The sequence below is a fragment of the Streptomyces iranensis genome (assembly GCF_017874715.1).
Lineage (GTDB): Bacteria > Actinomycetota > Actinomycetes > Streptomycetales > Streptomycetaceae > Streptomyces > Streptomyces iranensis.
On sequence record NZ_JAGGLR010000001.1, the window covers coordinates 163,294 to 187,113 of the forward strand.

At 70.5% G+C, this 23,820-nt stretch carries 18 protein-coding genes; 8 read left to right on the top strand and 10 right to left on the bottom strand.

Annotated features, from left to right (window positions below):
• Nucleotides 1-170: 170 nt before the first annotated feature.
• The 5 genes from whiA to J2Z30_RS00765 form a co-directional block, all read right to left on the bottom strand.
• Complete coding sequence (gene whiA / locus J2Z30_RS00745; protein WP_030840944.1) at nt 171-1,160, bottom strand: DNA-binding protein WhiA; 990 nt, start codon at nt 1,158-1,160, stop codon at nt 171-173.
• Nucleotides 1,151-2,170, bottom strand: a complete 1,020-nt coding sequence (locus J2Z30_RS00750) for a gluconeogenesis factor YvcK family protein (RefSeq protein WP_044577169.1) — start codon at nt 2,168-2,170, stop codon at nt 1,151-1,153. The genes whiA and J2Z30_RS00750 overlap by 10 nt, the downstream gene beginning before the upstream one ends.
• Nucleotides 2,167-3,105, bottom strand: a complete 939-nt coding sequence (gene rapZ, locus J2Z30_RS00755; RefSeq protein WP_052701640.1) for an RNase adapter RapZ — start codon at nt 3,103-3,105, stop codon at nt 2,167-2,169. The genes J2Z30_RS00750 and rapZ overlap by 4 nt, the downstream gene beginning before the upstream one ends.
• The gene (gene uvrC, locus J2Z30_RS00760; protein ID WP_044582086.1) at nt 3,102-5,243 is read right to left on the bottom strand and encodes an excinuclease ABC subunit UvrC; all 2,142 of its coding nucleotides are present in this window, start codon (nt 5,241-5,243) and stop codon (nt 3,102-3,104) included. Before uvrC ends, rapZ begins: the two co-directional genes overlap by 4 nt.
• 213 nt (nt 5,244-5,456) lie before the next feature.
• Nucleotides 5,457-5,882 (bottom strand): QcrA and Rieske domain-containing protein, encoded by a 426-nt coding sequence (locus J2Z30_RS00765; protein WP_044577165.1) that lies wholly within the window; start codon nt 5,880-5,882, stop codon nt 5,457-5,459.
• 221 nt (nt 5,883-6,103) lie between these two features.
• Here J2Z30_RS00765 and J2Z30_RS00770 point away from each other — a divergent pair, with 221 nt between their 5' ends.
• A complete protein-coding gene (locus J2Z30_RS00770; protein ID WP_044577162.1) occupies nt 6,104-7,162 on the top strand; it encodes a LacI family DNA-binding transcriptional regulator in 1,059 nt (352 codons plus the stop codon).
• Nucleotides 7,159-8,109, top strand: coding sequence for a carbohydrate kinase family protein (locus J2Z30_RS00775; protein ID WP_044577161.1), 951 nt, complete (start codon nt 7,159-7,161; stop codon nt 8,107-8,109). The genes J2Z30_RS00770 and J2Z30_RS00775 overlap by 4 nt, the downstream gene beginning before the upstream one ends.
• A 72-nt stretch (nt 8,110-8,181) precedes the next feature.
• Here J2Z30_RS00775 and uvrA read toward each other — a convergent pair whose 3' ends face one another.
• On the bottom strand, nt 8,182-11,199 hold the full coding sequence (gene uvrA, locus J2Z30_RS00780) for an excinuclease ABC subunit UvrA (RefSeq protein ID WP_044577158.1): 3,018 nt from the start codon (nt 11,197-11,199) through the stop codon (nt 8,182-8,184).
• A gap of 582 nt (nt 11,200-11,781) precedes the next feature.
• Here uvrA and J2Z30_RS00785 point away from each other — a divergent pair.
• A complete protein-coding gene (locus tag J2Z30_RS00785; RefSeq protein ID WP_044577155.1) occupies nt 11,782-12,438 on the top strand; it encodes an MBL fold metallo-hydrolase in 657 nt (218 codons plus the stop codon).
• A 121-nt stretch (nt 12,439-12,559) separates the two neighbouring features.
• The gene (locus J2Z30_RS00790; protein ID WP_044577154.1) at nt 12,560-13,870 is read left to right on the top strand and encodes an MFS transporter; all 1,311 of its coding nucleotides are present in this window, start codon (nt 12,560-12,562) and stop codon (nt 13,868-13,870) included.
• A gap of 90 nt (nt 13,871-13,960) precedes the next feature.
• Here the strand turns inward: J2Z30_RS00790 and J2Z30_RS00795 are convergent, their stop codons facing one another.
• The 4 genes from J2Z30_RS00795 to uvrB form a co-directional block, all read right to left on the bottom strand.
• Nucleotides 13,961-14,965: a TerC family protein gene (locus J2Z30_RS00795; protein ID WP_044577151.1), complete on the bottom strand. Its 1,005-nt coding sequence runs from the start codon at nt 14,963-14,965 to the stop codon at nt 13,961-13,963.
• Between the two features lie 240 nt (nt 14,966-15,205).
• Nucleotides 15,206-17,176 carry a TerD family protein gene (locus tag J2Z30_RS00800; RefSeq protein ID WP_044577149.1) on the bottom strand — a complete coding sequence of 657 codons (1,971 nt, stop codon included), beginning with the start codon at nt 17,174-17,176 and terminating at the stop codon, nt 15,206-15,208.
• Between the two features lie 167 nt (nt 17,177-17,343).
• Nucleotides 17,344-17,922, bottom strand: a complete 579-nt coding sequence (locus J2Z30_RS00805; RefSeq protein WP_044577146.1) for a TerD family protein — start codon at nt 17,920-17,922, stop codon at nt 17,344-17,346.
• 195 nt (nt 17,923-18,117) lie between these two features.
• The gene (gene uvrB, locus J2Z30_RS00810; protein ID WP_044577143.1) at nt 18,118-20,262 is read right to left on the bottom strand and encodes an excinuclease ABC subunit UvrB; all 2,145 of its coding nucleotides are present in this window, start codon (nt 20,260-20,262) and stop codon (nt 18,118-18,120) included.
• A 211-nt stretch (nt 20,263-20,473) separates the two neighbouring features.
• Here uvrB and J2Z30_RS00815 point away from each other — a divergent pair, with 211 nt between their 5' ends.
• The 4 genes from J2Z30_RS00815 to J2Z30_RS00830 all read left to right on the top strand — a co-directional run bounded on the left by J2Z30_RS00815 (nt 20,474) and on the right by J2Z30_RS00830 (nt 23,802).
• A complete protein-coding gene (locus J2Z30_RS00815; RefSeq protein WP_044577141.1) occupies nt 20,474-21,355 on the top strand; it encodes a glycerophosphodiester phosphodiesterase in 882 nt (293 codons plus the stop codon).
• Nucleotides 21,356-21,456: 101 nt separating this feature from the next.
• Complete coding sequence (locus tag J2Z30_RS00820; RefSeq protein ID WP_078956962.1) at nt 21,457-22,113, top strand: methylated-DNA--[protein]-cysteine S-methyltransferase; 657 nt, start codon at nt 21,457-21,459, stop codon at nt 22,111-22,113.
• 342 nt (nt 22,114-22,455) lie between these two features.
• Nucleotides 22,456-23,109 (top strand): DUF4360 domain-containing protein, encoded by a 654-nt coding sequence (locus tag J2Z30_RS00825; protein ID WP_020872188.1) that lies wholly within the window; start codon nt 22,456-22,458, stop codon nt 23,107-23,109.
• Nucleotides 23,110-23,139: 30 nt separating this feature from the next.
• Complete coding sequence (locus tag J2Z30_RS00830) at nt 23,140-23,802, top strand: DUF4360 domain-containing protein (protein ID WP_044577138.1); 663 nt, start codon at nt 23,140-23,142, stop codon at nt 23,800-23,802.
• Nucleotides 23,803-23,820: the final 18 nt, after the last annotated feature.

The following is a 23,820-nucleotide window of genomic DNA, read 5'->3' on the forward strand; positions in this document are numbered from 1 at the left end:
CGCGGAACCGCTGTCACATACCCCGGGACGCACCACACCCCCGGATCGCTCGTGTGATCCGGGGGCGTGCGGTGCGGTTCTCGTACGGCTTGTCGGGCCGTCAGCCGATGGGTGGGGCCCGTCAGCTCGCGGGCGTGTCGGCCTGTGCGGCAGTCGGCTCGTAGGGCCGGTCAGCCGACCATGCCGTCGGCCATCTCCTCGGTCAGGCTGGACTCGGTGCCGGGGATGCCCAGGTCCTGGGCGCGCTTGTCGGCCATGGCCAGCAGCCGGCGGATACGGCCCGCGACGGCGTCCTTGGTCAGCGGCGGGTCGGCGAGGGCGCCCAACTCCTCCAGGGACGCCTGCTTGTGCTCCATGCGCAGCCGCCCGGCCGCGGCGAGGTGCTCGGGCACCTCCTCGCCCAGGATCTCCAGGGCACGCTGCACCCGGGCCCCGGCGGCGACGGCGGCGCGGGCCGAGCGGCGCAGATTGGCGTCGTCGAAGTTGGCGAGGCGGTTGGCGGTGGCCCGCACCTCGCGGCGCATCCGCCGCTCCTCCCACGCGAGGACCGACTCATGCGCCCCCAGCCGCGTCAACAGCGCGCCGATGGCATCACCGTCCCGGACGACCACCCGGTCCACCCCGCGCACCTCGCGCGCCTTGGCGGCGATCTGGAGCCGGCGGGCGGCGCCGACCAGGGCGAGCGCGGCCTCCGGGCCGGGGCAGGTCACCTCCAGGGAGGACGAGCGGCCGGGCTCGGTGAGCGAGCCATGGGCGAGGAAGGCCCCGCGCCAGGCGGCCTCGGCGTCGCAGGTGGCGCCGGAGACGACCTGCGGCGGCAGTCCGCGGATCGGCCGGCCGCGGCCGTCGACCAGGCCGGTCTGCCGTGCCAGCTGGTCACCGCCCGCCACCACCCGCACCACGTACCGGCTGCCGCGGCGCAGCCCGCCGGGGGCCATCACCACCAGATCCGAGGAGTGGCCGAAGATCTCCAGGATGTCCTTGCGGACCCTGCGGGCCGCGATCCCGGTATCCAGCTCCGCCTCGATCACGATGCGCCCGCTGACCAGGTGCAGCCCGCCCGCGAACCGCAGGATCGCCGAGACCTCCGCTTTCCGGCAGCAGGTCCGGGTGACGGGGAGCCGGGAGATTTCGTCCTTCACCGCTGCCGTCATCGCCATGGGCCGATCCTTCCATGCATCCGAAAAATACGGTCGTACGCGGCCGCCAGAAGCTCCGGGTCATGCTTCGGGGCACCGTCGGTCGCGGCCACCGGCGCCAGCTCGACTGTGCCGCCCAGCCGCTTGGCGGCGTCGCACAGACTGCTCTGGTCGGGGACGGCGGCCTCGTCGGCCAGCACCACGTCGAAGGCGAGTTTAGGGGCGTGTCGGGCCAAAACCTCCAAATGACGCTGCGGGGAGAAGCCGTCGGTTTCTCCCGGCTGAGGCGCGAGGTTCAGCGAGAGCACGCGCCGGGCCTTGGTCTCGGTGAGCGCCTTGAGCAGATCGGGGACCAGCAGATGCGGGATCACGGAGGAGAACCAGGAGCCGGGCCCCAGCACCACCCAGTCGGCGTCCATGACCGCCTCGACGGCCTCGGGGACGGCCGGCGGATCGTGCGGCACCAGATGGACCGACTGCACCTCGCCGGGGGTGAGCGCCACGGTGGCCTGCCCGGCGACGGTGGAGACCTCGTCCGGGGACGCCGGGTCATGGCCCCGGACGTACGCCTGGAGCTCCAGGGGGACGGCCGACATGGGCAGCACCCGGCCGTGGGCGCCCAGCAGCTTGCCGACCAGGTCGAGCGCCTTCACATGGTCGCCCAGCTGCTCCCACAGGGCGACGATCAGCACATTGCCGACCGCGTGGCCGTGCAGCTCGCCCTCGCTGGCGAAGCGGTGCTGGATGACCCGCGCCCAGGTCTGGCCCCAGTCGTCGTCGCCGCACAGCGCGGCCAGGGCCTTGCGCAGATCGCCGGGCGGCAACACGCCCAGCTCGTCGCGGAGGCGTCCGCTGGAGCCCCCGTCGTCGGCCACGGTGACGACGGCGGTCAGATCGCCGGTGATCCGGCGCAGCGCGGCGAGCGACGCCGACAGGCCCATGCCGCCGCCCAGGGCGACGACCTTGGGCTGTGCGCCCCGGTTCGTCCGCGCCCCGACCAGCCGTCGCAGCCGGTTGCTACGAATGGTCACTCGCGCCCCATGTCCCGGTGGACGATGACGGTCTCCACTCCCTCGGCGGCCAGCCGCGGGGCGAGCCGCTCGGACATCGCGACGCTGCGGTGCTTGCCGCCGGTGCAGCCGACGGCGATGGTCACATAGCGCTTGCCCTCGCGGCGGTAGCCCGCGGCGATCAGCTGGAGCAGCTCCGCGTAGCGGTCCAGGAACTCCTTGGCGCCGGGCTGGTTGAAGACATAGCTGGAGACCTCCTCGTTGAGCCCGGTGAAGGGGCGCAGCTCGGGGACCCAGTGCGGATTGGGCAGGAAGCGGCAGTCCACCACCAGGTCGGCGTCGACCGGCAGCCCGTACTTGTAGCCGAACGACATCACGGTGGCCCGCAGCTCGGGCTCCTCCTCGCCCGCGAACTGGGCGTCCATCTTGGCGCGCAGCTCATGGACGTTGAGACTGGAGGTGTCGATCACCAGATCGGCGTCCCCGCGCAGCTCGCGCAGCAGATCCCGCTCGGCGGCGATGCCGTCCACGATCCGGCCGTCGCCCTGGAGGGGGTGCGGGCGGCGCACGGACTCGAAGCGGCGCACCAGCGCCTCGTCGGACGCCTCCAGGAACAGCACGCGCCGCTTGACGTTCTTGGCCGCGAGGTCGGCGAGGGACTCGCGGAGGTTGTCGAAGAAGCGGCGGCCGCGGACGTCCACCACCACGGCGATCCGGGCCACATTGCCCTGGGAGCGAGCGCCCAGGTCGACCATGGTGGGGATCAGCGCGGGCGGCAGGTTGTCCACGACGAACCAGCCGAGGTCCTCCAGACACTTGGCGGCGGTGCTGCGGCCCGCGCCCGACATTCCAGAGATGATCACCAGCTCGGGGATGGCCGCCGCCTCGGCGGGCGGCTCGCCCGACGTGCCCGTATTCACCTGCGCTCCGTCTCCATGGTTCTCGTGCTCGGTCATGGTCTGGTCCCCCCGTTCGACGACGCCGCGCCGGCGGCCTCGTCCTCAATGATCTCTCCTGTGGCGGTGTTCACGGCGGGCGCGGCCGGGGCGGCCCCGGCGAGCGCCGCGGCGACCGTCTCGGCCGTCTTACGGCCGACGCCTGGCACCTCGCAGATCTGCTCGACGGTGGCAGCGCGCAGCCGCTTGACCGAGCCGAAGTGCTTCAGCAGGGCCTGCTTACGGCTGTCACCGAGGCCCGGAACGGTGTCCAGCGGCCCGGCCTTCAGCGACTTGGCGCGCTTGCTGCGCTGATAGGTGATGGCGAAGCGGTGGGCCTCGTCGCGGACCCGCTGAAGGAGGTAGAGCCCCTCGCTGCTCCGGGGCAGCACCACCGGGTCCTCCTCGTCCGGCAGCCACACCTCCTCGAGCCGCTTGGCGAGGCCGCAGACGGCGACATCGTCGACGCCGAGCTCGTCCAGGGCCCGCTTGGCGGCGGCCACCTGCGGCTTGCCGCCGTCGACCACGACGAGCTGGGGCGGGTAGGCGAACCGCTTCGGCCGACCCTCCTCGTCCATCGGGCCGGAAGGCCCCTGGTCGGGGCCGTCGGGGCCGTCGAGGGGCTGCCCGGCGGTCCCGGTGGGCCCGGGAGCCCCGGATGTCTCGGTGGATCCGGAAGCCTCGGCGATCCCGGATGCCTCGGTGGCCCCGGGGACCCCGGAAGCCCCGGTGGGTTCCTCCTGCCACTCCCCCGTCTTCTGCTTCTCCTGCAGATAGCGGCGGAAGCGGCGACTCACGACCTCGTGCATGGAGCGGACATCGTCCTGCCCGGCGAAGCTCTTGATCTGGAAGCGGCGGTACTCACTCTTCCGGGGGAGCCCGTCCTCGAAGACCACCATGGAGGCCACCACGTCATCGCCCTGGAGATGGGAGATGTCGAAGCACTCCACGCGCAGCGGAGCGGAGTCCAGCCCCAGGGCCTCGGCGATCTCCTCCAGCGCCCGGGAGCGGGTGGTGAGGTCGGAGGCGCGCTTGGTCTTATGCAGCGCGAGCGCCTGCTGGGCGTTGCGCTGCACGGTCTCCATGAGGTCCTTCTTGTCGCCGCGCTGCGGGATGCGCAGATCGACCCGGGAGCCCCGGCGCGCGGCGAGCCACTGGGCGACCGGCTCGGCCGGTTCCGGCACGGCGGGCACCAGGACCTCCTTGGGGACGGCGTCGCCACGCTCCTCCCCGTACAGCTGCTGAAGGGCGTGCTCGACCAGCCCGGCGGTGTCGACGGCCTCGACCTTGTCGGTGACCCAGCCGCGCTGACCGCGCACCCGGCCGCCGCGCACATGGAAGATCTGGACGGCCGCCTCCAGCTCGTCCTCGGCGACCGCTATCAGATCCGCGTCGGTGGCGTCGGCGAGCACCACCGCGTTCTTCTCCATGGCGCGCTTGAGCGCCCCTATGTCGTCACGGAGCCGGGCCGCCTTCTCGTACTCCATCTCCTCGGCGGCCTCGTGCATCTGCTCCTCCAGGCGGCGCAGATAGGTGCCGGTGCGGCCGGCCATGAAGTCGCAGAACTCCTCGGCCAGTTGGCGGTGCTCCGCCGCGGTGACACGGCCGACGCAGGGGGCCGAGCACTTGCCGATGTAGCCGAGCAGACAGGGGCGGCCGATCTGAGCGGAGCGCTTGAACACCCCGGCGGAGCAGGTCCGGACGGGGAACACGCGCAGCATCAGGTCGACGGTCTCGCGGATGGCCCAGGCGTGGGCGTACGGGCCGAAGTAGCGCACGCCCTTCTTCTTGGCGCCGCGCATCACCTGGACCCGGGGGAACTCCTCGTTGAGGGTCACGGCGAGGGAGGGGTAGCTCTTGTCGTCGCGGTACTTGACGTTGAACCGGGGGTCGAACTCCTTGATCCAGGAGTACTCGAGCTGCAGGGCCTCGACCTCGGTGGAGACCACGGTCCACTCCACGGCGGCGGCCGTGGTGACCATGGTGCGGGTCCGCGGGTGGAGGTTCGCCAGGTCCTGGAAGTACGACGAGAGCCGCTGGCGCAGGCTCTTCGCCTTTCCGACGTAGATCACCCGGCCGTGCTCGTCACGGAACTTGTAGACCCCCGGCGAGTCGGGGATCTGTCCCGGCTTGGGGCGGTAGCTGCTCGGGTCGGCCATGGTCACCACCCTACTTGCGGGGAGTGACACATCCGGCGCCCTCGGGACGCGGTTCGGTGAGGTCCAGGGGATTTGGGGAATCCGCGGCCCGACCGGGCGCGTGCCGGGCGGCCGGGCATCGTCCGCCCAGGCGTCACCGGCGTCGTCGGCCCAGACGCCGCCCGCTCCGCCCGCTCAGGAGCCGCCGACCTCGCCCGCCCGGATGTCTCCCGATCAGGCGTCGGGGCCCGCGACGAGCCGTCCGCCCTTCGCGGTGACCGGGACCGACGGCAGCGGCTTCTCGGCGGGCCCCTGGACGACCTTGCCGGTGCGGGCGTCGAACTGGCTGCCGTGGCAGGGACAGTTGATCTTGCCGTCCTCGACGGTGTCGACGACGCATCCGGCGTGGGTGCACACCGCGCTGAACGCCGTGAACTCCCCCTTGGCGGGCTGGGCGACCACCACCCGCTCCTCGCGGTAGATCTTGGCGCCGCCGACCGGTACGACACCGGCCGAGCCGAGCTCGACCGGGGCGGTGGGCGTCGGGGACGCCTTCTTGCCCGATCCGTCCGGCGAGCAGGCCGCCGCCCCGAGCCCGGCGGCTCCGGCCAGCGCGGCGCGGCACAGCACGGTTCGACGGGAGGCGGGCTGGCTGGACATCTGCGGCTCCTGAGGGTGTGAGGGCCCTCCGACCATACCGGTACAGATCCTTCCGTTCGCCGCCGCCCCCGGGGGGACGTAAACGCTTGCGCAAACGTTTACGTCGGACGCCCGATGCGATACGTTACGTGCCCCCGGCAGGGCCCGGCGGCCGACGGACCCTCGGACCGGCTCCCTTGGACCGGCTCCCCCGACGATCTCGACGTTAAGGACCGCAGCGGATGGCAACCATGGTCGATGTCGCCCGTCGCGCCGGGGTGTCCGTGGCCACCGTCTCGCATGTGCTCAACGGGACCCGGCCGGTCCGCCCCGGCACCCGTAAGGCCGTGCTGGACGCCATCGACGACCTCGGGTACATCCCCAATACGCTGGCGCGCTCCCTGGTGACCGCGCGCACCCGCTCGATCGGCCTGGCCGTCTCGGCGATCAGCAATCCGTACTTCACCGAGATCCTCCAGGGCGTCGAGTCCAGCGCCCTGGAGCGGGGCTACGGCCTGCTGATCGCCGATCCGCATGACGACCCCGAGCATGAGCTCACCGTCGTCCGGCTGCTCCATGAGCGACGGGTGGACGGCGTGATCGTCGCCCCGTCGGCCGAGCCCGCCGGGCTGCTGGAGTATCTGGCCCGCCGTAAGATCCCCGCCGTCTTCCTCGACCGGCTGGCCGGCGACGCCCATGACCAGGTGTGCGCCGAGAACGCGCGCCCCGTCGAACAGCTGGTCGGCCATCTCGCCGATCTCGGCCACCTCCGCATCGGGCTGGTCGCGGGACTGCCGGGGCTGAGCACCACCACCGAACGGATCGCGGGCTACCGGGCCGGGCTGGAGCGGCACGGACTGCCGTTCCGCCACGGGCTGCTGGCCGAGGGCCACTCCGAGGCGCGGGGCGCGGAGGACGCCGTCCACCGGCTGCTGGCCTCCCCCGAACCGCCCACCGCGATGGTCACCGCGAACAACGCGATGACCATCGGTGCGCTGCGCGCCCTGCGAACGGCGGGGCTGAGCGTGCCGGACGATCTCGCGCTGGTCTGCTTCGACGACTTCTCCTGGGCGGATGTCTTCTCCCCCGGGCTCACCGCGATCTCCCAGCCCAGCCGGGAGGTCGGCGCCACCGCCGTCCGGCTGCTGCTCGAGCGGCTGGAGAACCCGGGGCGGCCGCCCCGTACCGTACGGCTGCCCTGTGCCTTCGTCCACCGCACCTCGTGCGGCTGTGTGGCCGAAGCCCTCGACCGACCGCTCCCCGGAACTCCCGGACTCGCCGGAAAGGACCCCGTCTCGTGATCGTCGTCGCCGGAGAAGCCCTGATCGACCTCGTGCCCGAGCGCATGTCGAGCGTCGCGGCGGGGGGCCAGTTGCCCGCGCTGCGCCCCGCGCGCGGCGGCGGCCCGTACAACACCGCGCTGGCGCTGGGGCGGCTCGGCTCGCCCACCGCGTTCTGCTCGCGGGTCTCCACGGACGGCTTCGGGGAGGCGCTGCTGGAGGGCCTGCGGAAGGACGGCGTGGACACCGCGCTGGTGCAGCGCGGCGAGGAGCCCACAACCCTGGCCGTCGCCTCCATCGGGGCCGATGGCTCGGCCGGGTACGGCTTCTATGTGCAGGGCACCGCGGACCGGCTCTTCACCCTGCCGCCGTCCCTCCCCGAGGGGGTGAGCGCGCTGTCGCTCGGCACCTGCTCACTGGTGCTGGAGCCGGGCGCGAGCGCGTACGAGGAGCTGCTGCGGCGCGAGGCCGGACGCGGGGTCTTCACTACGCTGGACCCCAATATCCGCACCGGCCTGATCCCCGACGCCGGGGCCTACCGGGCCCGCTTCCACGGCTGGCTGCCCCATATCGGCCTGCTGAAGCTGTCCATAGAGGACGCCAGGTGGCTGGCCGACTCGGAGGACGCGGGAGATGTCGAGAGGGCCGTGGGCGCGTGGCTCGCGGCGGGCCCGGCGGCCGTGGTGCTCACCCATGGCGGGGAGGGGCTGAGCGTACGGCGCCAGGACGGCTCGGTGATCTCGGTACCGGGCGAGCGGGTGGACATCGTGGACACCATCGGGGCGGGCGACACCGTGAACGCCGCGCTGCTGCACCGGCTTGCGGGGCACCAGGCGCTGTCGGCGCCCGCGCTGGCCAAGCTGGACGAGGCGGCCTGGCGGGATGTGCTGGGCTTCGCCGCCCGCGCCGCCGCGATCACCTGCTCCCGCGCGGGCGCGGAGCCGCCCTACGCGTCCGAGCTGGCCTGAGCTAGACCGTTACGCCTGCGCTCGCGCCGCGCCCGGGTCGGTCCGGGCGCGGCGCGGGCACAGCGGCTTGGGCTACTTCGCGGCCGCCCGCTTGGAGGCGGCCGTGGTCTTGGCCGCCGCCTTCTTGGCCACGGTCTTCTTAGCCGCGGTCTTCTTGGCCGCCGTGGACTTCGCGGCGGCCTTCTTGGCGGGCGCCTTCTTGGCGGTCACGCCGCCCTTGCGCGCGGCGGGCACCGTGGCGTCGCTCACCCGGTCGCCCAGCATGTCCCGCAGGAACTTCCCGGTGTGGCTGACCGGGATCGAGGCCACATCCTCCGGGGTGCCCTCGGCGACCACCAGACCGCCGCCGCTGCCGCCCTCGGGGCCCATGTCCACGACCCAGTCGGCCGTCTTGATCACATCGAGGTTGTGCTCGATGACGATCACCGTGTTGCCCTTGTCCACCAGGCCGGAGAGCACGCTGATCAGCTTGCTGATGTCCTCGAAGTGCAGACCGGTGGTCGGCTCGTCCAGCACATACACCGTGCGGCCGGTCGACCGCTTCTGGAGCTCGCTCGCCAGCTTGACGCGCTGGGCCTCACCGCCGGAGAGGGTCGGCGCGGGCTGCCCGAGCCGGACATAGCCCAGCCCGACCTCGTTGAGGGTGCGCAGATGGCGGGCGATGGTGGGCACGGCCTCGAAGAAGTCGAGGGCCTCCTCGATGGGCATGTCCAGCACCTCGGCGATGGACTTGCCCTTGTAGTGCACCTCCAGGGTCTCCCGGTTGTAGCGCGCGCCGTGGCAGACCTCGCACGGCACATACACATCCGGCAGGAAGTTCATCTCGATCTTGATGGTGCCGTCACCGGAGCAGTTCTCGCAGCGGCCGCCCTTGACGTTGAAGGAGAAGCGTCCGGGCTGGTATCCGCGGACCTTGGCCTCCATCGTCTCCGCGAACAGCTTGCGCACATGGTCGAAGACGCCGGTGTACGTGGCCGGGTTCGAGCGCGGGGTACGGCCGATGGGCGACTGGTCGACATGCACCACCTTGTCGACGAGATCGTCGCCGGCGACCCGGGTGTGCCGCCCGGGAACCGCCCGCGCACCGTTCAGCTCGCGGGCCAGATGGGTGTAGAGGATGTCGTTGACCAGCGTGGACTTACCCGATCCGGAGACACCGGTGACGGCGGTGAGCACCCCGAGCGGGAAGGACACATCGATGTCCTGGAGGTTGTTCTCCCGGGCGCCGTGGACCGTAAGGCGCCGCTTGGGATCCATGGGCCGGCGCGCCGCCGGCAGCGGGATGGCCTTCTTGCCGGACAGATAGTGCCCGGTCACCGACTCCTGGTTGACCAGCAGCTCGCTCAGCGGCCCACTGTGCACCACCTTGCCGCCGTGCTCGCCCGCACCCGGGCCGATGTCCACCACCCAGTCCGAGGTCTTGATGGTGTCCTCGTCGTGCTCCACGACGATCAGGGTGTTGCCGAGGTCGCGCAGCCGCACCAGCGTCTCGATCAGCCGGTGGTTGTCGCGCTGGTGCAGGCCGATGGACGGCTCGTCCAGCACGTAGAGCACACCGACCAGACCGGAGCCGATCTGGGTGGCCAGCCGGATGCGCTGGGCCTCGCCGCCGGAGAGGGTGCCCGCGGCGCGGTTGAGCGAGAGATAGTCCAGGCCGACGTCGACCAGGAACCGCAGCCGCTCGTTGACCTCCTTGAGGACCCGCTCGGCGATGGTCTTCTCGCGCGCGCTCAGCTCCATGCCGCGCAGGAACTCGGCGCATTCGCTGATCGACATCGCCGAGACATCCGCGATGGACTTGTCCTGCACGGTGACGGCCAGGACGATCGGCTTCAGACGGGTGCCCTCACAGGTGGGGCAGGGCACCTCGCGCATATAGCCCTCGAACCGCTCCCGGCTGGCGTCGCTCTCCGCCTCGGAGTGGCGCCGCTTCACATAGGGCAGCGCGCCCTCGAAGGCCGTGGTGTACGCCCGCTGGCGGCCGTAGCGATTGCGGTAGCGGACCTCGATCTGGGTCCGGTGCCCGTTGAGCAGCGCCTTCTTGGCGCGCTGCGGAAGCCCGGCCCAGGGGACGTCCATACGGAAGCCGAGCGCGTCGGCGAGCGCGCCGACCAGACGGCCGAAGTAGTCCTTGGTGTGGCCGTGGGACCAGGGGTGGATGGCGCCCTCGTCCAGCGACTTCTCCTCGTCCGGGACGATCAGCTCCGGGTCGACCTCCATCCGGGTGCCGATGCCGGTGCACTCCGGGCAGGCGCCGAAGGGGGAGTTGAAGGAGAAGGTGCGCGGCTCGAGCTCCTCGAAGGACAGGTCGTCGTACGGGCAGTAGAGATGCTCGGAGAACATCCGCTCCCGCTGCGGGTCGTCCTCCTCCAGGTCCACGAAGTCGAGGATCACCATGCCGCCGGAGAGGCCGAGCGCGGTCTCCACCGAGTCCGTCAGCCGGCGCTTCGCGCTGTCCTTGACGGTGAGGCGGTCCACGACCACCTCGATGGTGTGCTTCTCCTGCTTCTTCAGCTTCGGCGGGTCGGACAGCTGGATGGTGGCGCCGTCCACCCGGGCGCGGCTGTAGCCCTTGGTCTGGAGATCGGAGAAGAGGTCGACGAACTCCCCCTTGCGCTCGCGCACCAGCGGGGAGAGCACCTGGAAGCGGCTGCCCTCGGGGAGCTCCAACACCCGGTCCACGATCGCCTGCGGCGACTGGCGGGCGATCGGACGGCCGCACTCGGGGCAGTGCGGCTTGCCGATACGGGCGAACAGCAGCCGGAGGTAGTCATAGACCTCGGTGATGGTGCCGACCGTCGAGCGCGGGTTCCGCGAGGTCGACTTCTGGTCGATCGACACCGCGGGGGACAGGCCCTCGATGAAGTCCACATCGGGCTTGTCCATCTGCCCCAGGAACTGGCGGGCGTAGGAGGAGAGCGACTCGACGTACCGGCGCTGCCCCTCGGCGAAGATCGTGTCGAACGCGAGGGACGACTTGCCCGACCCGGACAGCCCGGTGAAGACGATGAGCGAGTCGCGAGGAAGGTCGAGTGAGACGTTCTTGAGGTTGTGCTCGCGAGCGCCACGAACGATGAGACGGTCGGCCACGCCGGTCGGCACCTTTCTTGAGAGAGTCGGGGTGCGCCGAGCCCGCTCGCGGGGCGGCCCTGCCGGTCGGAGCAGAGGCGGAGCGGAGCGAAGCCCCCAACCCAGGGTATGGGGGCACGACGACGATGTCTTAAGGATGCAGCACACCGAGCCTATAGCACGCACATTCGATTTGCGGGCCACGGGAGCCGACTTCACCCGATCGTGTGGCGAGCACTACGGTCGGGTCATGGCCGACTACGCCGGGGCCGATCACGCCGGGGCCGACTACGCGCGGGACGCCGCCGTACAGGAGGCGACGGACCGGCTGCTGACCGCCGGGCTGCCGCTGCGCCGCCTCATCACCGTGCTCCTCGTACAAGGTTCGCCGGGCGCCCGGATATTCCCCCGGTGCGGCCGGCCGCCGGGCCCGGTGAAGCGGACGTCCGGCACACCGGCCGCCCCGCCACCCCGGGGAATCCCCGGTCACCGTCACCGGCTCCCCCGCCGCCCCGCTGGGCCGGCTCACCGGCCGTACGGACGGCGCCGATCTCTCCTGCCCCGACGGTCCCTTGCCCGTCCTGCCCGCACTAGGCTGAGGCCATGACCTACAGCGGAGTGGTGACGGTCGGCGGACCGGCCGACGTGCACGAACTGCCCGACCTCATGATCTCGAAGGTCGCGGTCGGCCCCATGTCCAACAACGCCTATCTGCTGCGCTGCCGGGCCACCGACGAACAGCTGCTGATCGACGCCGCCGCGGAGCCGCACACCCTGCTCTCCCTCATCGGCGAGAGCGGGATCGCGTCCGTGGTCACCACCCACCGCCACCCCGACCACTGGGGCGCGCTGCGCGAGGTGATGGAGGCCACCGGCGCCCGTACCTACGCGGGCCGCTACGACGCGGAGGGCATCCCGGCGCGCACCGATGTCCTGGTCGAGGACGGCGACACGCTGCGGGTCGGCCGGGTCGAGCTGACCGCCCGCCATCTGGTCGGCCACACCCCCGGCAGCATCGCCCTGATCTACGACGATCCGCACGGCCATCCGCACGTGTTCACCGGCGACTGCCTGTTCCCGGGCGGGGTCGGTAACACCCGTAAGGATCCCAAGGCGTTCGAGAGCCTGATCAACGACGTCGAGACCAAGCTCTTCGACCAGCTCTCCGACGAGACCTGGGTCTACCCGGGCCACGGCGACGACACCACCCTCGGCGCCGAGCGCCCGCACCTCGGGGAGTGGCGCGAGCGCGGCTGGTAGCGGCGCCCGCACGGCCCCGGAGCGCCGCGCGCCTCCGTACGCCCCGTGACCCCCGGCGGGCCGGGGCGGTTGTCGCGTCATGCAGCACGACCGCTCACCGCAGCATGACCGCTCACCGTCCATGGCCCGCCTCGCGGCCGCATCGCTGGTCGGCACCGCGATCGAGTTCTACGACTTCTTCGTCTACGGCACGGCCGCGGCGCTCGTCCTCGGCCCGCTGTTCTTCCCCACTTTCTCGCCGCTGGCCGGCACTCTCGCCGCCTTCGGCACCTTCGCCGTCGGCTTCGTCTCCCGGCCGCTGGGCTCGATGCTCTTCGGGCCCCTCGGCGACCGCCATGGGCGCCGTCCGGTGCTCATCGCCTCGCTGCTGCTCACCGGTCTCGCGACCGTCGCCGTGGGCTTCGTCCCGACGTATGGCTCGATCGGTATCGCCGCCCCCGTCCTGCTGCTCGTGCTGCGCTTCCTGCAGGGGCTGGGGCTCGGCGGCGAGTGGGGCGGTGCGGTGCTGCTGACCGCCGAGCACGCGCCCGCCGCAAGGCGCGGGCTGTGGTCGGGCTTTCCGCAGGTCGGCCCGTCCATCGGCTTTCTGCTGGCCAACGGCACGATGCTGGCCCTGTCGGCCACGCTGAGCGACGGCGAGTTCCGGTCCTGGGGGTGGCGGGTGCCGTTCTGGGGCGCGGGGCTGCTGGCGGGCGCCGGGCTGCTGCTGCGGGCCCAGGTGGCCGAGTCCCCGCGGTTCCGGGAGCTGGCCGAGCGCGGCGAGCAAGCCGCGGCTCCGCTGGCCGAGGTGGTGCGCGGCCACTGGCGGCTGGTCCTGCTGACCGCGGGCGGGCTCGCGGTGGGCTACGCCGTCTTCTACGCGGTCACGACCTGGTCGCTGGCGTACGGCACGGAGCGGCTCGGGGTGGCCCGCACCACCCTGCTGGGCTGCATCATGGCGGCCGTGGCGGTCCTGGGCGCCCTGACGCCCCTGGCGGCCCATCTCGGCGACCGCTTCGGACGGCGGCCGATGTGCCTGGTGGGCTGCGTGGCCATCGTGGTGTGGATGTTTCCGCTGGTGGCGCTGTTGCGCACCGGTGAGCCGCCGCTGATGTTCCTGGGCTTCCTGGGCGCGCTGCTCTCCTTCATCACCATGTTCGCCGTGACCTCGGCCTATCTGCCCGAGCTGTTCGAGGCGCGGGTGCGCTGTACGGGGGCGGCGCTCGGCTACAACCTCGCGGGCGTCCTGGGCGGTGCGCTCACCCCGATCGTGGCGACGGCGGTGTCCCACGGCGACGGCCCGCCCTGGGGCGTCGCCGCGTATCTGACCGCCGTGGCACTGCTGAGTCTGGGCTGCTTCGCCCTACTGCCGGAGACACGGCCGACGGCCGACCGTCCGGACGGTGGACGGTCGACCGTACGGCCTCTGGAGGCCGGGGAGGCGGCTGTGTGAGCCCGTCTCCCGGATCCGGGACCGGACAAAGCTGTCGGACGCCGCCGGGCGCTGTCGGGCGCCGTCAGGGCGGTGACGCCGCGGGCGCCGTCAGACGTCGACGCTGTCCTTGTCCCGGGCCCGGTCCTCCCCGCTCCCCGCCTCCGCCAGGGCCTTTTTCTTCGAGGCGTACAGACTGGTGGCCGTGGTGACGGCGAGCACCGCGCAGATGACGCCGAGCGAGACCGGGATACTGATCTCCGGGACATGCACCCCGGACTCGTGCAGCGCGTGCAGCACCAGCTTGACGCCGATGAAGCCGAGGATGATCGACAGTCCGTACGAGAGGTGGACCAGCTTCCTGAGCAGGCCGCCGATGAGGAAGTACAGCTGGCGCAGGCCCATCAGCGCGAAGGCGTTGGCGGTGAAGACGATGTACGGGTCCTGGGTGAGGCCGAAGATCGCGGGTATCGAGTCCAGCGCGAAGAGGACGTCGGTGGTGCCGATCGCCAGCATGACGATCAGCATCGGGGTCATCAGCCGCTTGCCGTTCTCCACGATGAACAGCTTGGTGTCGTGGTACCGGTCGGTGGACGGGAACCGCTTCTCGACCGCCTTGAGCAGCCGGTTCCCCTCGAACTCCGCTTCCTCCTCATCGGCCCGCGCCTCCTGGATGAGCTTCCAGGCCGTCCAGATGAGGAAGGCGCCGAAGATGTAGAAGACCCAGGCGAAGGTCGAGACGATCGCGGCGCCGGCGGCGATGAAGACGGCGCGCAGCACCAGGGCGATGAGCACACCCACCATCAGCACGCGCTGCTGGTAGATCGTCGGCACGGCGAACTTCGCCATGATCAGAACGAAGACGAAGAGGTTGTCGACGCTCAGCGACTTCTCGGTGATGAAGCCCGCGAAGAACTCGCCGGAGGGCTGGCCGCCCGCGAAGACCAGCAGTCCGAGCCCGAAGAGCCCGGCGAGGGCGACCCAGACGCCGGTCCAGATCCCGGCCTCCTTGATGGAGACCTCATGCGGTTTGCGGCCGCCTATGAAGAAGTCGGCGGCGATCAGGGCGCAGAGGCCGATGATCGTCAGCCCCCACATGGTCACGGATACGTCCACGGTTCCTCCGGCATTCGTACGGCAGTCTCAGCGTCGTCGCTGCCGGAGGTCTCTTCCGCCCATGGACCGCGCCATGGACCGGAGTCCCGGGATTCCGTCCGGCCTCCTGGTGCCGGACGGAATCCGTGGTGACGGGAACACCGCTAAGGAGTACTCCCCTCCGCGTAAAAGAGAGTACAGGAATCCCCATGAAAGAGTAAAGAGAAAGGCAAAATCCCTGGTCAGGCTGGTCAGCCCTGGTCAGCTGCCATACGACTGGCGGGCCCGCGCGGCCCTCAGAGCCTGCGCGGCCCTCCCCACCTCCCCGACCACCTGGTCCAGCACCCGGCTGCCCGGCGGCACCGTCGGCGGCTCGTACGTCCACGCGTGGCCCACCCAGGGGTCGGCGAGGTGGTCGTCGGCCACCGGCGTGAGCCGCAACAGCGATCGCCACAGCGGGTCCAGCACCGGACCGTAGGCCCGCGCGTCCTCGCGGTCGGCGACCATCATCAGATGCACGCCCACCGAGGGGCCCTCGTCCGCCAGATAGCGCAGCTGGGTGACGGCCCGGTCGTCGAAGCCGTGCGGGAAGTCATGGACGATCAGCAGCTGCTCGGCGGTATCCATATCCGGCGGCAGCGCGTCCGTGGCCCCGCTGCGGATCGCCATCTGCACCAGGTCGACACGCTGGGTCAGCGCGGCGAGCACCGCCGAGACCCCCTGGGCCCCGGCCGCGGGCGGCTCGGCCAGCACACCCGACCCCACCAGCGGCGCGAACGAGCCCGCGGCCGAACCCGCCGGGTCGATCACTCGCACCGCGAACTCCCCCGCCGGATAGACGGCCAGCATCCGCGCCGCGATCGCCACCGCCGCGTCCGCGGCCAGTCTGCGCAGCTCACCGGAGTCGGCCGGCCCGTCGAACGAGCCCGAACGCCCGGCGTCGATCCACAGCCCCCGCTCCAGCGGCAGCCGCACCAGCATCGGGATGCGCAGGTCCGCGCGCTCCGGAAGGTGCAGATCCCCCAGACGCAGGGCCATCGGAACCTCCATCGGCACCTGGTACGCCTGCCACACCGGGCTGTCCCAGCGGGCGTAGGCGTACGGCAGCGCGGACTCCACCACCTCGGCCTCGGCGATGAGCTGCGCCAGATCGCGGTCGAGGGCGATCCGGGCCTGCTCGACGAGGTCGGTCTGCTTGGCGCGCGCCTCGGCGCGCGCGGAGTCGGCGGCCGGGCCCACCCGGGTGCGCGGGTCGGAGAGCACCCGGTCCAGCTCCTGCTCCATACGGGACTCGGCGAAATCCACCGCGCTGCGGTAGGCAGCGGTCGTCCGGGCCAGGTCCTCGAACATCCCCCAGACCTGGTTGTAGAGCCGCTCGTCCATGGACCAGCCGGAAGCGTCGCCCGCGACCGGCTGGGCGGGCTGTCCGGGCGCGGCGGGCGGCGCCGTGGGCGGGGGTGTGGGCGGCGCGGCCGTACGGCGGCCCGGGTGCTGGTAGTCGATGGGCCCTCCGGCGGCGGGCGTGCCCTGCGGCTGCTGCGGCGGGGTCTGCGGCTGCTGCGGCGCGCCCTGCGGCTGCTGCGGCTGGGCCGGGGCCGGATCGGTGCCGCCGCCCGCGGCGGCCGTGCGCACCCGGCCGTCGCCCTCCGGGCGGGGCGGGGGCTGGGCGACCGAGCGGGCCACGCCCCTGGCCACCGCCTCGTTGATCCGCGCCGCGAGGTCGGTGCCCTGCTCCAGCCCCTGGTCGTGCAGCATGGCGGCCAGCCCGCCCGCGTACCCCTGGCCGATGGCGCGCACCTTCCAGGCGCCCTGCCTGCGGTAGAGCTCCAGGGCGGCCACCGCGGACTCCGAGTCCAGATCGGTGATGGTGTAGCCGGCGATCTCGGTGCCGTCGAGGCCGGTGACGGCGACGGACGGCGCGGCCATGGCGCCGAACCGGGTCGGGCCGCCGACGCCGGTCGGCAGCGCGAGCAGCACGGTGACCCGGTGGATGTGCTCTGGCATCGCGTCGAGGTCCACGGCGAGCCGGTGGTCGGCCGCCGCCTGTTTGGGCACCTCTATCCCGGCCAGCTGGGGCGAGGCGGGATGCGCGACCCATTCGGCGCCGTGCACCGTGCCCCGCTCATCGCCGAGTGTCGCCCCGGCCACGATCGGATTGCCCGCAGAGATCCGGATCTCCAAACGGGTCTGGGGCAGCGGGTGGTTCTGCCCTCGGACCAGCTCGGCCGTCATGGCTGCGTCCCCTCGTTGTGTTCCGCTGTGTGCCGTACGTGTTGTGTGGTGATGCGGTGGTGCGATGAGCGCGTCGGCCCGGTGAGCTCTGCTCAACCGGGCCGACGCGCTCACCTGGGCGGTACGCCATTACAGATGCGGTACGCCTTTACAGATGCGGTACGCCATTACAGATGCGGCAGGATGTGCGGCATCAGGTCCTGGAAGGTGCGGCCGTTGGCCGGCTCGCCGACCGCCTTCATCTGCCAGGAGGCGCCCGCGCGCTGGACCGTGGCCATGATCTGGGCGGTGTACTGCCCGCCGCCGGTGAGGGTGTACCGCGCGAGCTCCTGGCCGTTGGTCTCGTCCACCAGCCGGCAGAACGCGTTCTGCACCTCGGCGAAGGTCTGGCCGGTGAAGGAGTTCACCGTGAAGACGATCTGGTCGATGTGGACGGGCACCCGCTGGAGGTCGACCAGGATCGCCTCGTCGTCGCCGCCCTGTCCGGCGCCGCCCACGAGGTTGTCACCGGTGTGGCGGACCGAGCCGTCGTCGCTGACCAGGTGGCGGAAGAAGACGACGTCGGTCGGCTGCTTGTCGGCGAAGAGGACGGCCGACGCGTCGAGGTCGATCTCCCGCGTACGGGAGCCGAACAGCCCGCGGCGGGGCGCCGCCTGCCAGCCCAGTCCCATCCGCACCGCGGTCAGGGTGCCCCCGTCGGCCTTCTGCAGGCTGATGGCCTGTCCCTTGGACATGTTGACCGTCACGCGCTGTCCCTACTCTCGTCTCTCGATTCCCCGTGGCCGCCGCGGTGTGCGGCCGTGGCCGCGCCGTACGCACGGCCCTTCCGAAAACCCTATGCACTGTGGCCAGGGCTCCGGCCGGACGAGCGGACTTTTGTGTCGGTCTTGCAACACAGGGAACCCACGGGCGCCCCGGTGAGGACCCGGGGCGTCCGGTGATCAGGAAACTCCGGCCTCCCTCATCTGCCGCAGCTCCTTCTTCAACTCCGAGACCTCGTCGCGCAGTCGGGCCGCCACCTCGAACTGGAGCTCCGCCGCAGCGGCCCGCATGCGGTCGGTCATCTCCTCGATCTGCTCGGCGAGCTCGGCCGCGGGCCGGTCGGTCAGCACCTCCTCCTTGGCCTTGCCCTTGGCGGCCTTGGCCTTGCCGCCCTTGGCCGCCTTGCCGCCGGCCGCCGGCTCGGCCGCCTTCGCGCCCTTGCCGTCCTTCGTCTTGCGGTAGCCGGTGCCGAGCAGCTCCTCCGTGTCGACGTCCTCGCGGGCGATCTGGGCCACGATGTCGTTGATCTTCTTCCGCAGCGGCTGCGGATCGATCTTGTTGGCCTTGTTGAACGCGACCTGCTTCTCGCGGCGGCGGTTGGTCTCGTCGATGGCCTTCGCCATCGCCGGGGTGACCTTGTCGGCGTACATATGCACCTGGCCCGAGACGTTACGGGCGGCACGGCCGATGGTCTGGATCAGCGAGGTGCCCGAGCGCAGGAAGCCCTCCTTGTCGGCATCGAGGATGGCGACCAGCGAGACCTCCGGAAGGTCGAGGCCCTCCCGCAGCAGGTTGATGCCCACCAGCACGTCGAACTCACCGGCGCGCAGCTCGCGCAGCAGCTCGACCCGGCGCAGGGTGTCCACATCGCTGTGCAGATAGCGCACCTGGATGCCCAGCTCGAGCATGTAGTCGGTGAGGTCCTCGGCCATCTTCTTGGTGAGGGTGGTGACCAGGACGCGCTCGTCCTTCTCGGTGCGGATGCGGATCTCATGGATGAGATCGTCGATCTGGCCCTCGGTCGGCTTGACGACGACCTCCGGGTCGACCAGGCCGGTCGGGCGGATGATCTGCTCCACGAAGCCGTCGCCGCGAGACATCTCGTACGTCCCCGGGGTGGCCGAGAGATAGACCGTCTGGCCGACGCGCTTCAGGAACTCCTCCCACTTCAGCGGGCGGTTGTCCAGCGCGGAGGGCAGCCGGAAGCCGTGCTCGATCAGGGTCCGCTTCCGGGAGGCGTCGCCCTCGTACATCGCGCCGATCTGCGGCACCGTGACATGCGACTCGTCGATGACCAGGAGGAAGTCCTCCGGGAAGTAGTCCAGCAGGGTGTGCGGCGGGGATCCGGTCTCACGGCCGTCGATGTGCAGCGAGTAGTTCTCGATGCCGGAGCAGGTGCCGATCTGCCGCATCATCTCGATGTCGTAGGTGGTGCGCATCCGCAGCCGCTGGGCCTCCAGCAGCTTGCCCTGCTTCTCCATCCGGGAAAGGGTCTCGGTGAGCTCGGCCTCGATCCCGGCGATGGCCCTCTCCATGCGCTCGGGCCCGGCCACATAGTGGGTGGCCGGGAACACATACAGCTCCTGGTCGTCGCTGATCACTTCGCCGGTGAGCGGATGGAGCGTGGAGAGCGCCTCGATCTCGTCGCCGAACATCTCGATGCGGACCGCGAGCTCCTCGTAGACCGGGAAGATCTCGATGGTGTCGCCGCGGACCCGGAAGGTGCCCCGGGTGAACGCCATGTCGTTGCGGTTGTACTGAATATCGACAAAGCGACGCAGCAGCTGATCGCGGTCGATCTCCTCGCCGACCTTGAGCTGCACCATACGGTCCACGTACTCCTGCGGCGTACCGAGGCCGTAGATGCAGGAGACGGAGGCCACCACGACCACGTCACGCCGGGTGAGCAGCGAGTTCGTCGCCGAGTGGCGCAGCCGCTCCACCTCCTCGTTGATCGAGGAGTCCTTCTCGATGTAGGTGTCCGACTGCGGGACGTACGCCTCGGGCTGGTAGTAGTCGTAGTACGAGACGAAGTACTCGACCGCGTTGTTCGGCAGCAGCTCGCGGAACTCATTGGCCAGCTGGGCGGCCAGCGTCTTGTTCGGAGCCATGACCAGCGTGGGCCGCTGAAGTTTCTCGATCATCCATGCGGTGGTCGCGGACTTGCCGGTGCCGGTCGCGCCGAGCAGGACGACGTCCCTCTCCCCCGCGCGGACGCGCCGGTCGAGGTCGGCGATGGCGGTGGGCTGGTCACCGCTGGGCTGATAGGGGCTGACGACCTCGAAGGGCGCCACCTTGCGTTCGAGCTGAGTTACGGGCCGCATGAGACCCACCGTACGACTCGCCACTGACAACGGCTGAGCGCTCGTCCGCGCCACCCTCTCCCCGGCCCTCCGGCCGGATTCAGACGATCATGCGCCTGATGTCGCCCGTGGCACGAATTTTCCGCCCATCCGGCATCTATCCTCCACTGCCGCGCATCTGGGACCCTCTGCCCGTCCATGAGTCGGACGAGAATCCACGCGAGGAGTCCGTATGCAGATCCGCCCGGCCGCCGCGTTAACCGGCGCGCTCATCGGGATGTCCGCGCTCTTCCTCCCCACGGCCACGGCCCAGGCCACCGGCCGGACGACGCACCACCACACGGTCACCGTGGCCCATCGCGGTGCCTCCGCGTACGCCCCCGAGAACACCCTGGCCGCCGTCGACGCCGCCGACGACCTGGGCATCGACTGGGTGGAGAACGACGTCCAGCGCACCAGGGACGGCGAGCTGATCGTCATGCACGACACCACGCTGAACCGGACCACCGACGTCGAGCAGATCTTCCCCGACCGCGCGCCCTGGAAGATCTCCGACTTCACCCTCGACGAGATCGAAAAGCTGGACGCCGGAAGCTGGTTCGGCCCCGAGTTCCAGGGCGAGACGGTGCCCACCCTGGAGGAGTACATGGACCGGGTTTCGGACAACCACCAAAAGCTCCTGCTGGAGCTCAAGGCCCCCGAGCTCTATCCGGGGATCGAGCGCCAGACGCTGCGGGAGCTGCGAAGAGAGGGCTGGCTGGACCACCGGCACAAGCGCCGGCTGATCGTCCAGAGCTTCAGCGCCGACTCGATGCGGGCGGTCCACCGGCTGCGACCGGACGTCAAGACCGGCTTCCTGGGCACCCCGGCCGTCGCCGACCTGCCGGAGTACGCCGAGTTCTCCGACCAGATCAACCCCAGCTACACGACCATCGACGCCGACTATGTGTCCGCGGTGCGGTCGGTGGACGGGGCGCACGGCAGGCCGCTGGAGGTCTACACCTGGACCGTCAACGACGGCCCGACGGCGGTCTCGGTCGCGGCCATGGGCGTGAACGGCATCATCACCAACAAGCCCGATGTGATCCGGGACGCCCTCGACGACGCCTCGTGATCCACGGCTCCCCCTGACGAGGCGCCCCGCCGGCCGACCGGCGGGGCGCTGTCGGCGGCGCTGTCGGTGGCGCTGTCAGTGGGGGGTTCTACGCTGAACGCGTGACGATCGCAGAGCGGCAGACACAGCCGGACCCGCGGAAGCGGCCGGAGCGTCGGGGGCGCCCGGAGAGTGCGGACGCGCGCGCCTGGGCCTGGGCGGTCCTGGCCACGCCCATCGGCCCGCTGCTGCTCGCGGCCACCGACGAGGGGCTGGCCCAGGTGGTCTTCCACGCGGAGGAGAAGACGGCGGCCGAGGCCGTCGCCAGGCTCACGCGCCGCCTCGGCGCCGAGCCCACCGCCGCGCCCCCCACGGCCTCCGGCACCGTGGCCGCCCCGTCCGGCGCACCTCGCTGCGCCGGACATCTCGCCGAGGCGATACGGCAGATGGAGAGCTATTTCGCCGGGGAGGCCAAGGCGTTCACCCTCTCCCTGGACTGGTCCCTGATCACCGGCTTCAACCGCCGGGTGCTGCGCGAGCTGGCCGCACATGTGCCCTATGGCACGGTCGTCGGCTATCAGAACCTCGCCGACCGGGTGGGTGAGCCGGGCGCGGCCCGCGCCGTCGGCATGGCCATGGGGAGCAATCCGCTGCCGGTCGTGGTGCCGTGCCACCGAGTGGTGGAGAGCGGCGGGGGCATCGGCGGCTTCGGCGGCGGGCTGGAGACCAAGCGCATCCTGCTGGCACTGGAAGGCGTTCTTCCGCAACCGCTCTTCTGAATCGTTCTTCCCGGCCGGACGGAAATATCTTGTTCCGGAATTCCGCGGCCGTCTTGTGGTGCTTGTCTATCACCCTTATCTTAAGAGCGCCCATCGCCCTGGCTTTCCGTCACCAGCCGGGCCTGGGGCTCTCATTGCGTTCGGCCGTACGAACCGTACCGCGCGATAACGCTCTTCCGCTCTTCAGCTCTTCCCGCTCCACCGATCGTGCGTGCCACCCGCTCTGCCGGTACTTCCCGCACGTCCCGCACCCCCCGCTCTTCCTTGCCCTTCCTCGCTCTTCCCGCTCATCGGAAATTCATCGCTCAACTACGTCCCCACAAGTGATCGAATTGGAGAGCCATGTCCGGTGTTCTGCTCGCGGGCGGCGCGGCCGCGGCGCTATTCGCCTCGGCCCTTTCCACCCAAGGAGTTTCCTCGGCCCCTGATGGGCCGCCGGAAAAGATCCAGATAAGCGTCAAGACGGTGAACGGCTCGGGCTGCCCCAAGGGCACCACCGCCGTGGCCGTCGCCGCCGACAACTCGGCGTTCACCGTGACCTACAGCGACTATCTCGCCCAGGTCGGCCCCGGCGCGGATCCGACCGACATCCGTAAGAACTGCCAGCTCAGCCTGGGCGTGCACGTGCCGCAGGGGTTCACCTACGCCATCGCCCAGGTCGACTACCGGGGCTATGGCTACCTCGAAAAGGGCGCCAAGGGCACCGAGAAGGCGAGCTACTACTTCCAGGGCTCGTCGGACACCGCGTCGCGGACCCATGACTTCAGCGGTCCGTACAACGACAACTGGCAGACCACCGACAGCACCGACTACAGCGCCCTGGTGTGGGCCCCCTGCGGCCAGGACCGCAACTTCAACGTCAACACCGAGCTGCGGGTCGGCGCCGGCACCTCTCCTGCGGGCACCACCAGCTTCATGGCCATGGACTCGACGGACGGCGGGGTCAACACGGTTTACCACCTCGCCTGGAAGGAATGCCCTTCCGCCGTCCGGTAGCCCGGTAAATCCACCATCGAATGGAGAATCATGCCCGGTGTTCTGTACGCAGGCGGTGTGGTCGCAGCGTTATTCGCCTCGACGCTCACTTCCCAGGCATATGCACAACCCCCGTTCGACACCGTGCCGCCCGACAAGATCGTGATCACCGTCGCCACCGTCAATGGGTCGGGCTGCCCGGCGGGCACCGCGGCGATCGCCGTCTCCCCGGACAACACTGCCTTCACCGTGACCTACAGCGAGTATCTCGCGCAGGTGGGCAAGGGATCCAAGCCGACGGACTTCAGAAAGAACTGTCAGCTGAGTCTGGTCACACATGTGCCACAGGGCTTTTCCTACGCCATCGCCAGTGTCGACTACCGTGGTTTCGCCCATCTGGAAAAGGGCGCGTCCGCCACGCAGAAAGCCTCGTACTACTTCCAGGGGCAGTCGCAGACCTCGTCGAACACGCATAGCTACAACGGCGCCTACGACGACAACTGGCAGGCCACCGACGTATCCGATATCGCCACCGTGGTGTGGTCGCCCTGCGGTGAACTCCGCAACTTCAACATCAACACCGAGTTGCGGGTCAACGCCGGAACGTCCAACACCCAGGAAACGACCAGCTTCATCGCCATGGACTCGACCGACGGCGATGTGAGCACCACCTATCACTTCGCCTGGAAGGAATGCCCGCCGACCAAGAAGTGACCCCTCCGCGCCAACCCG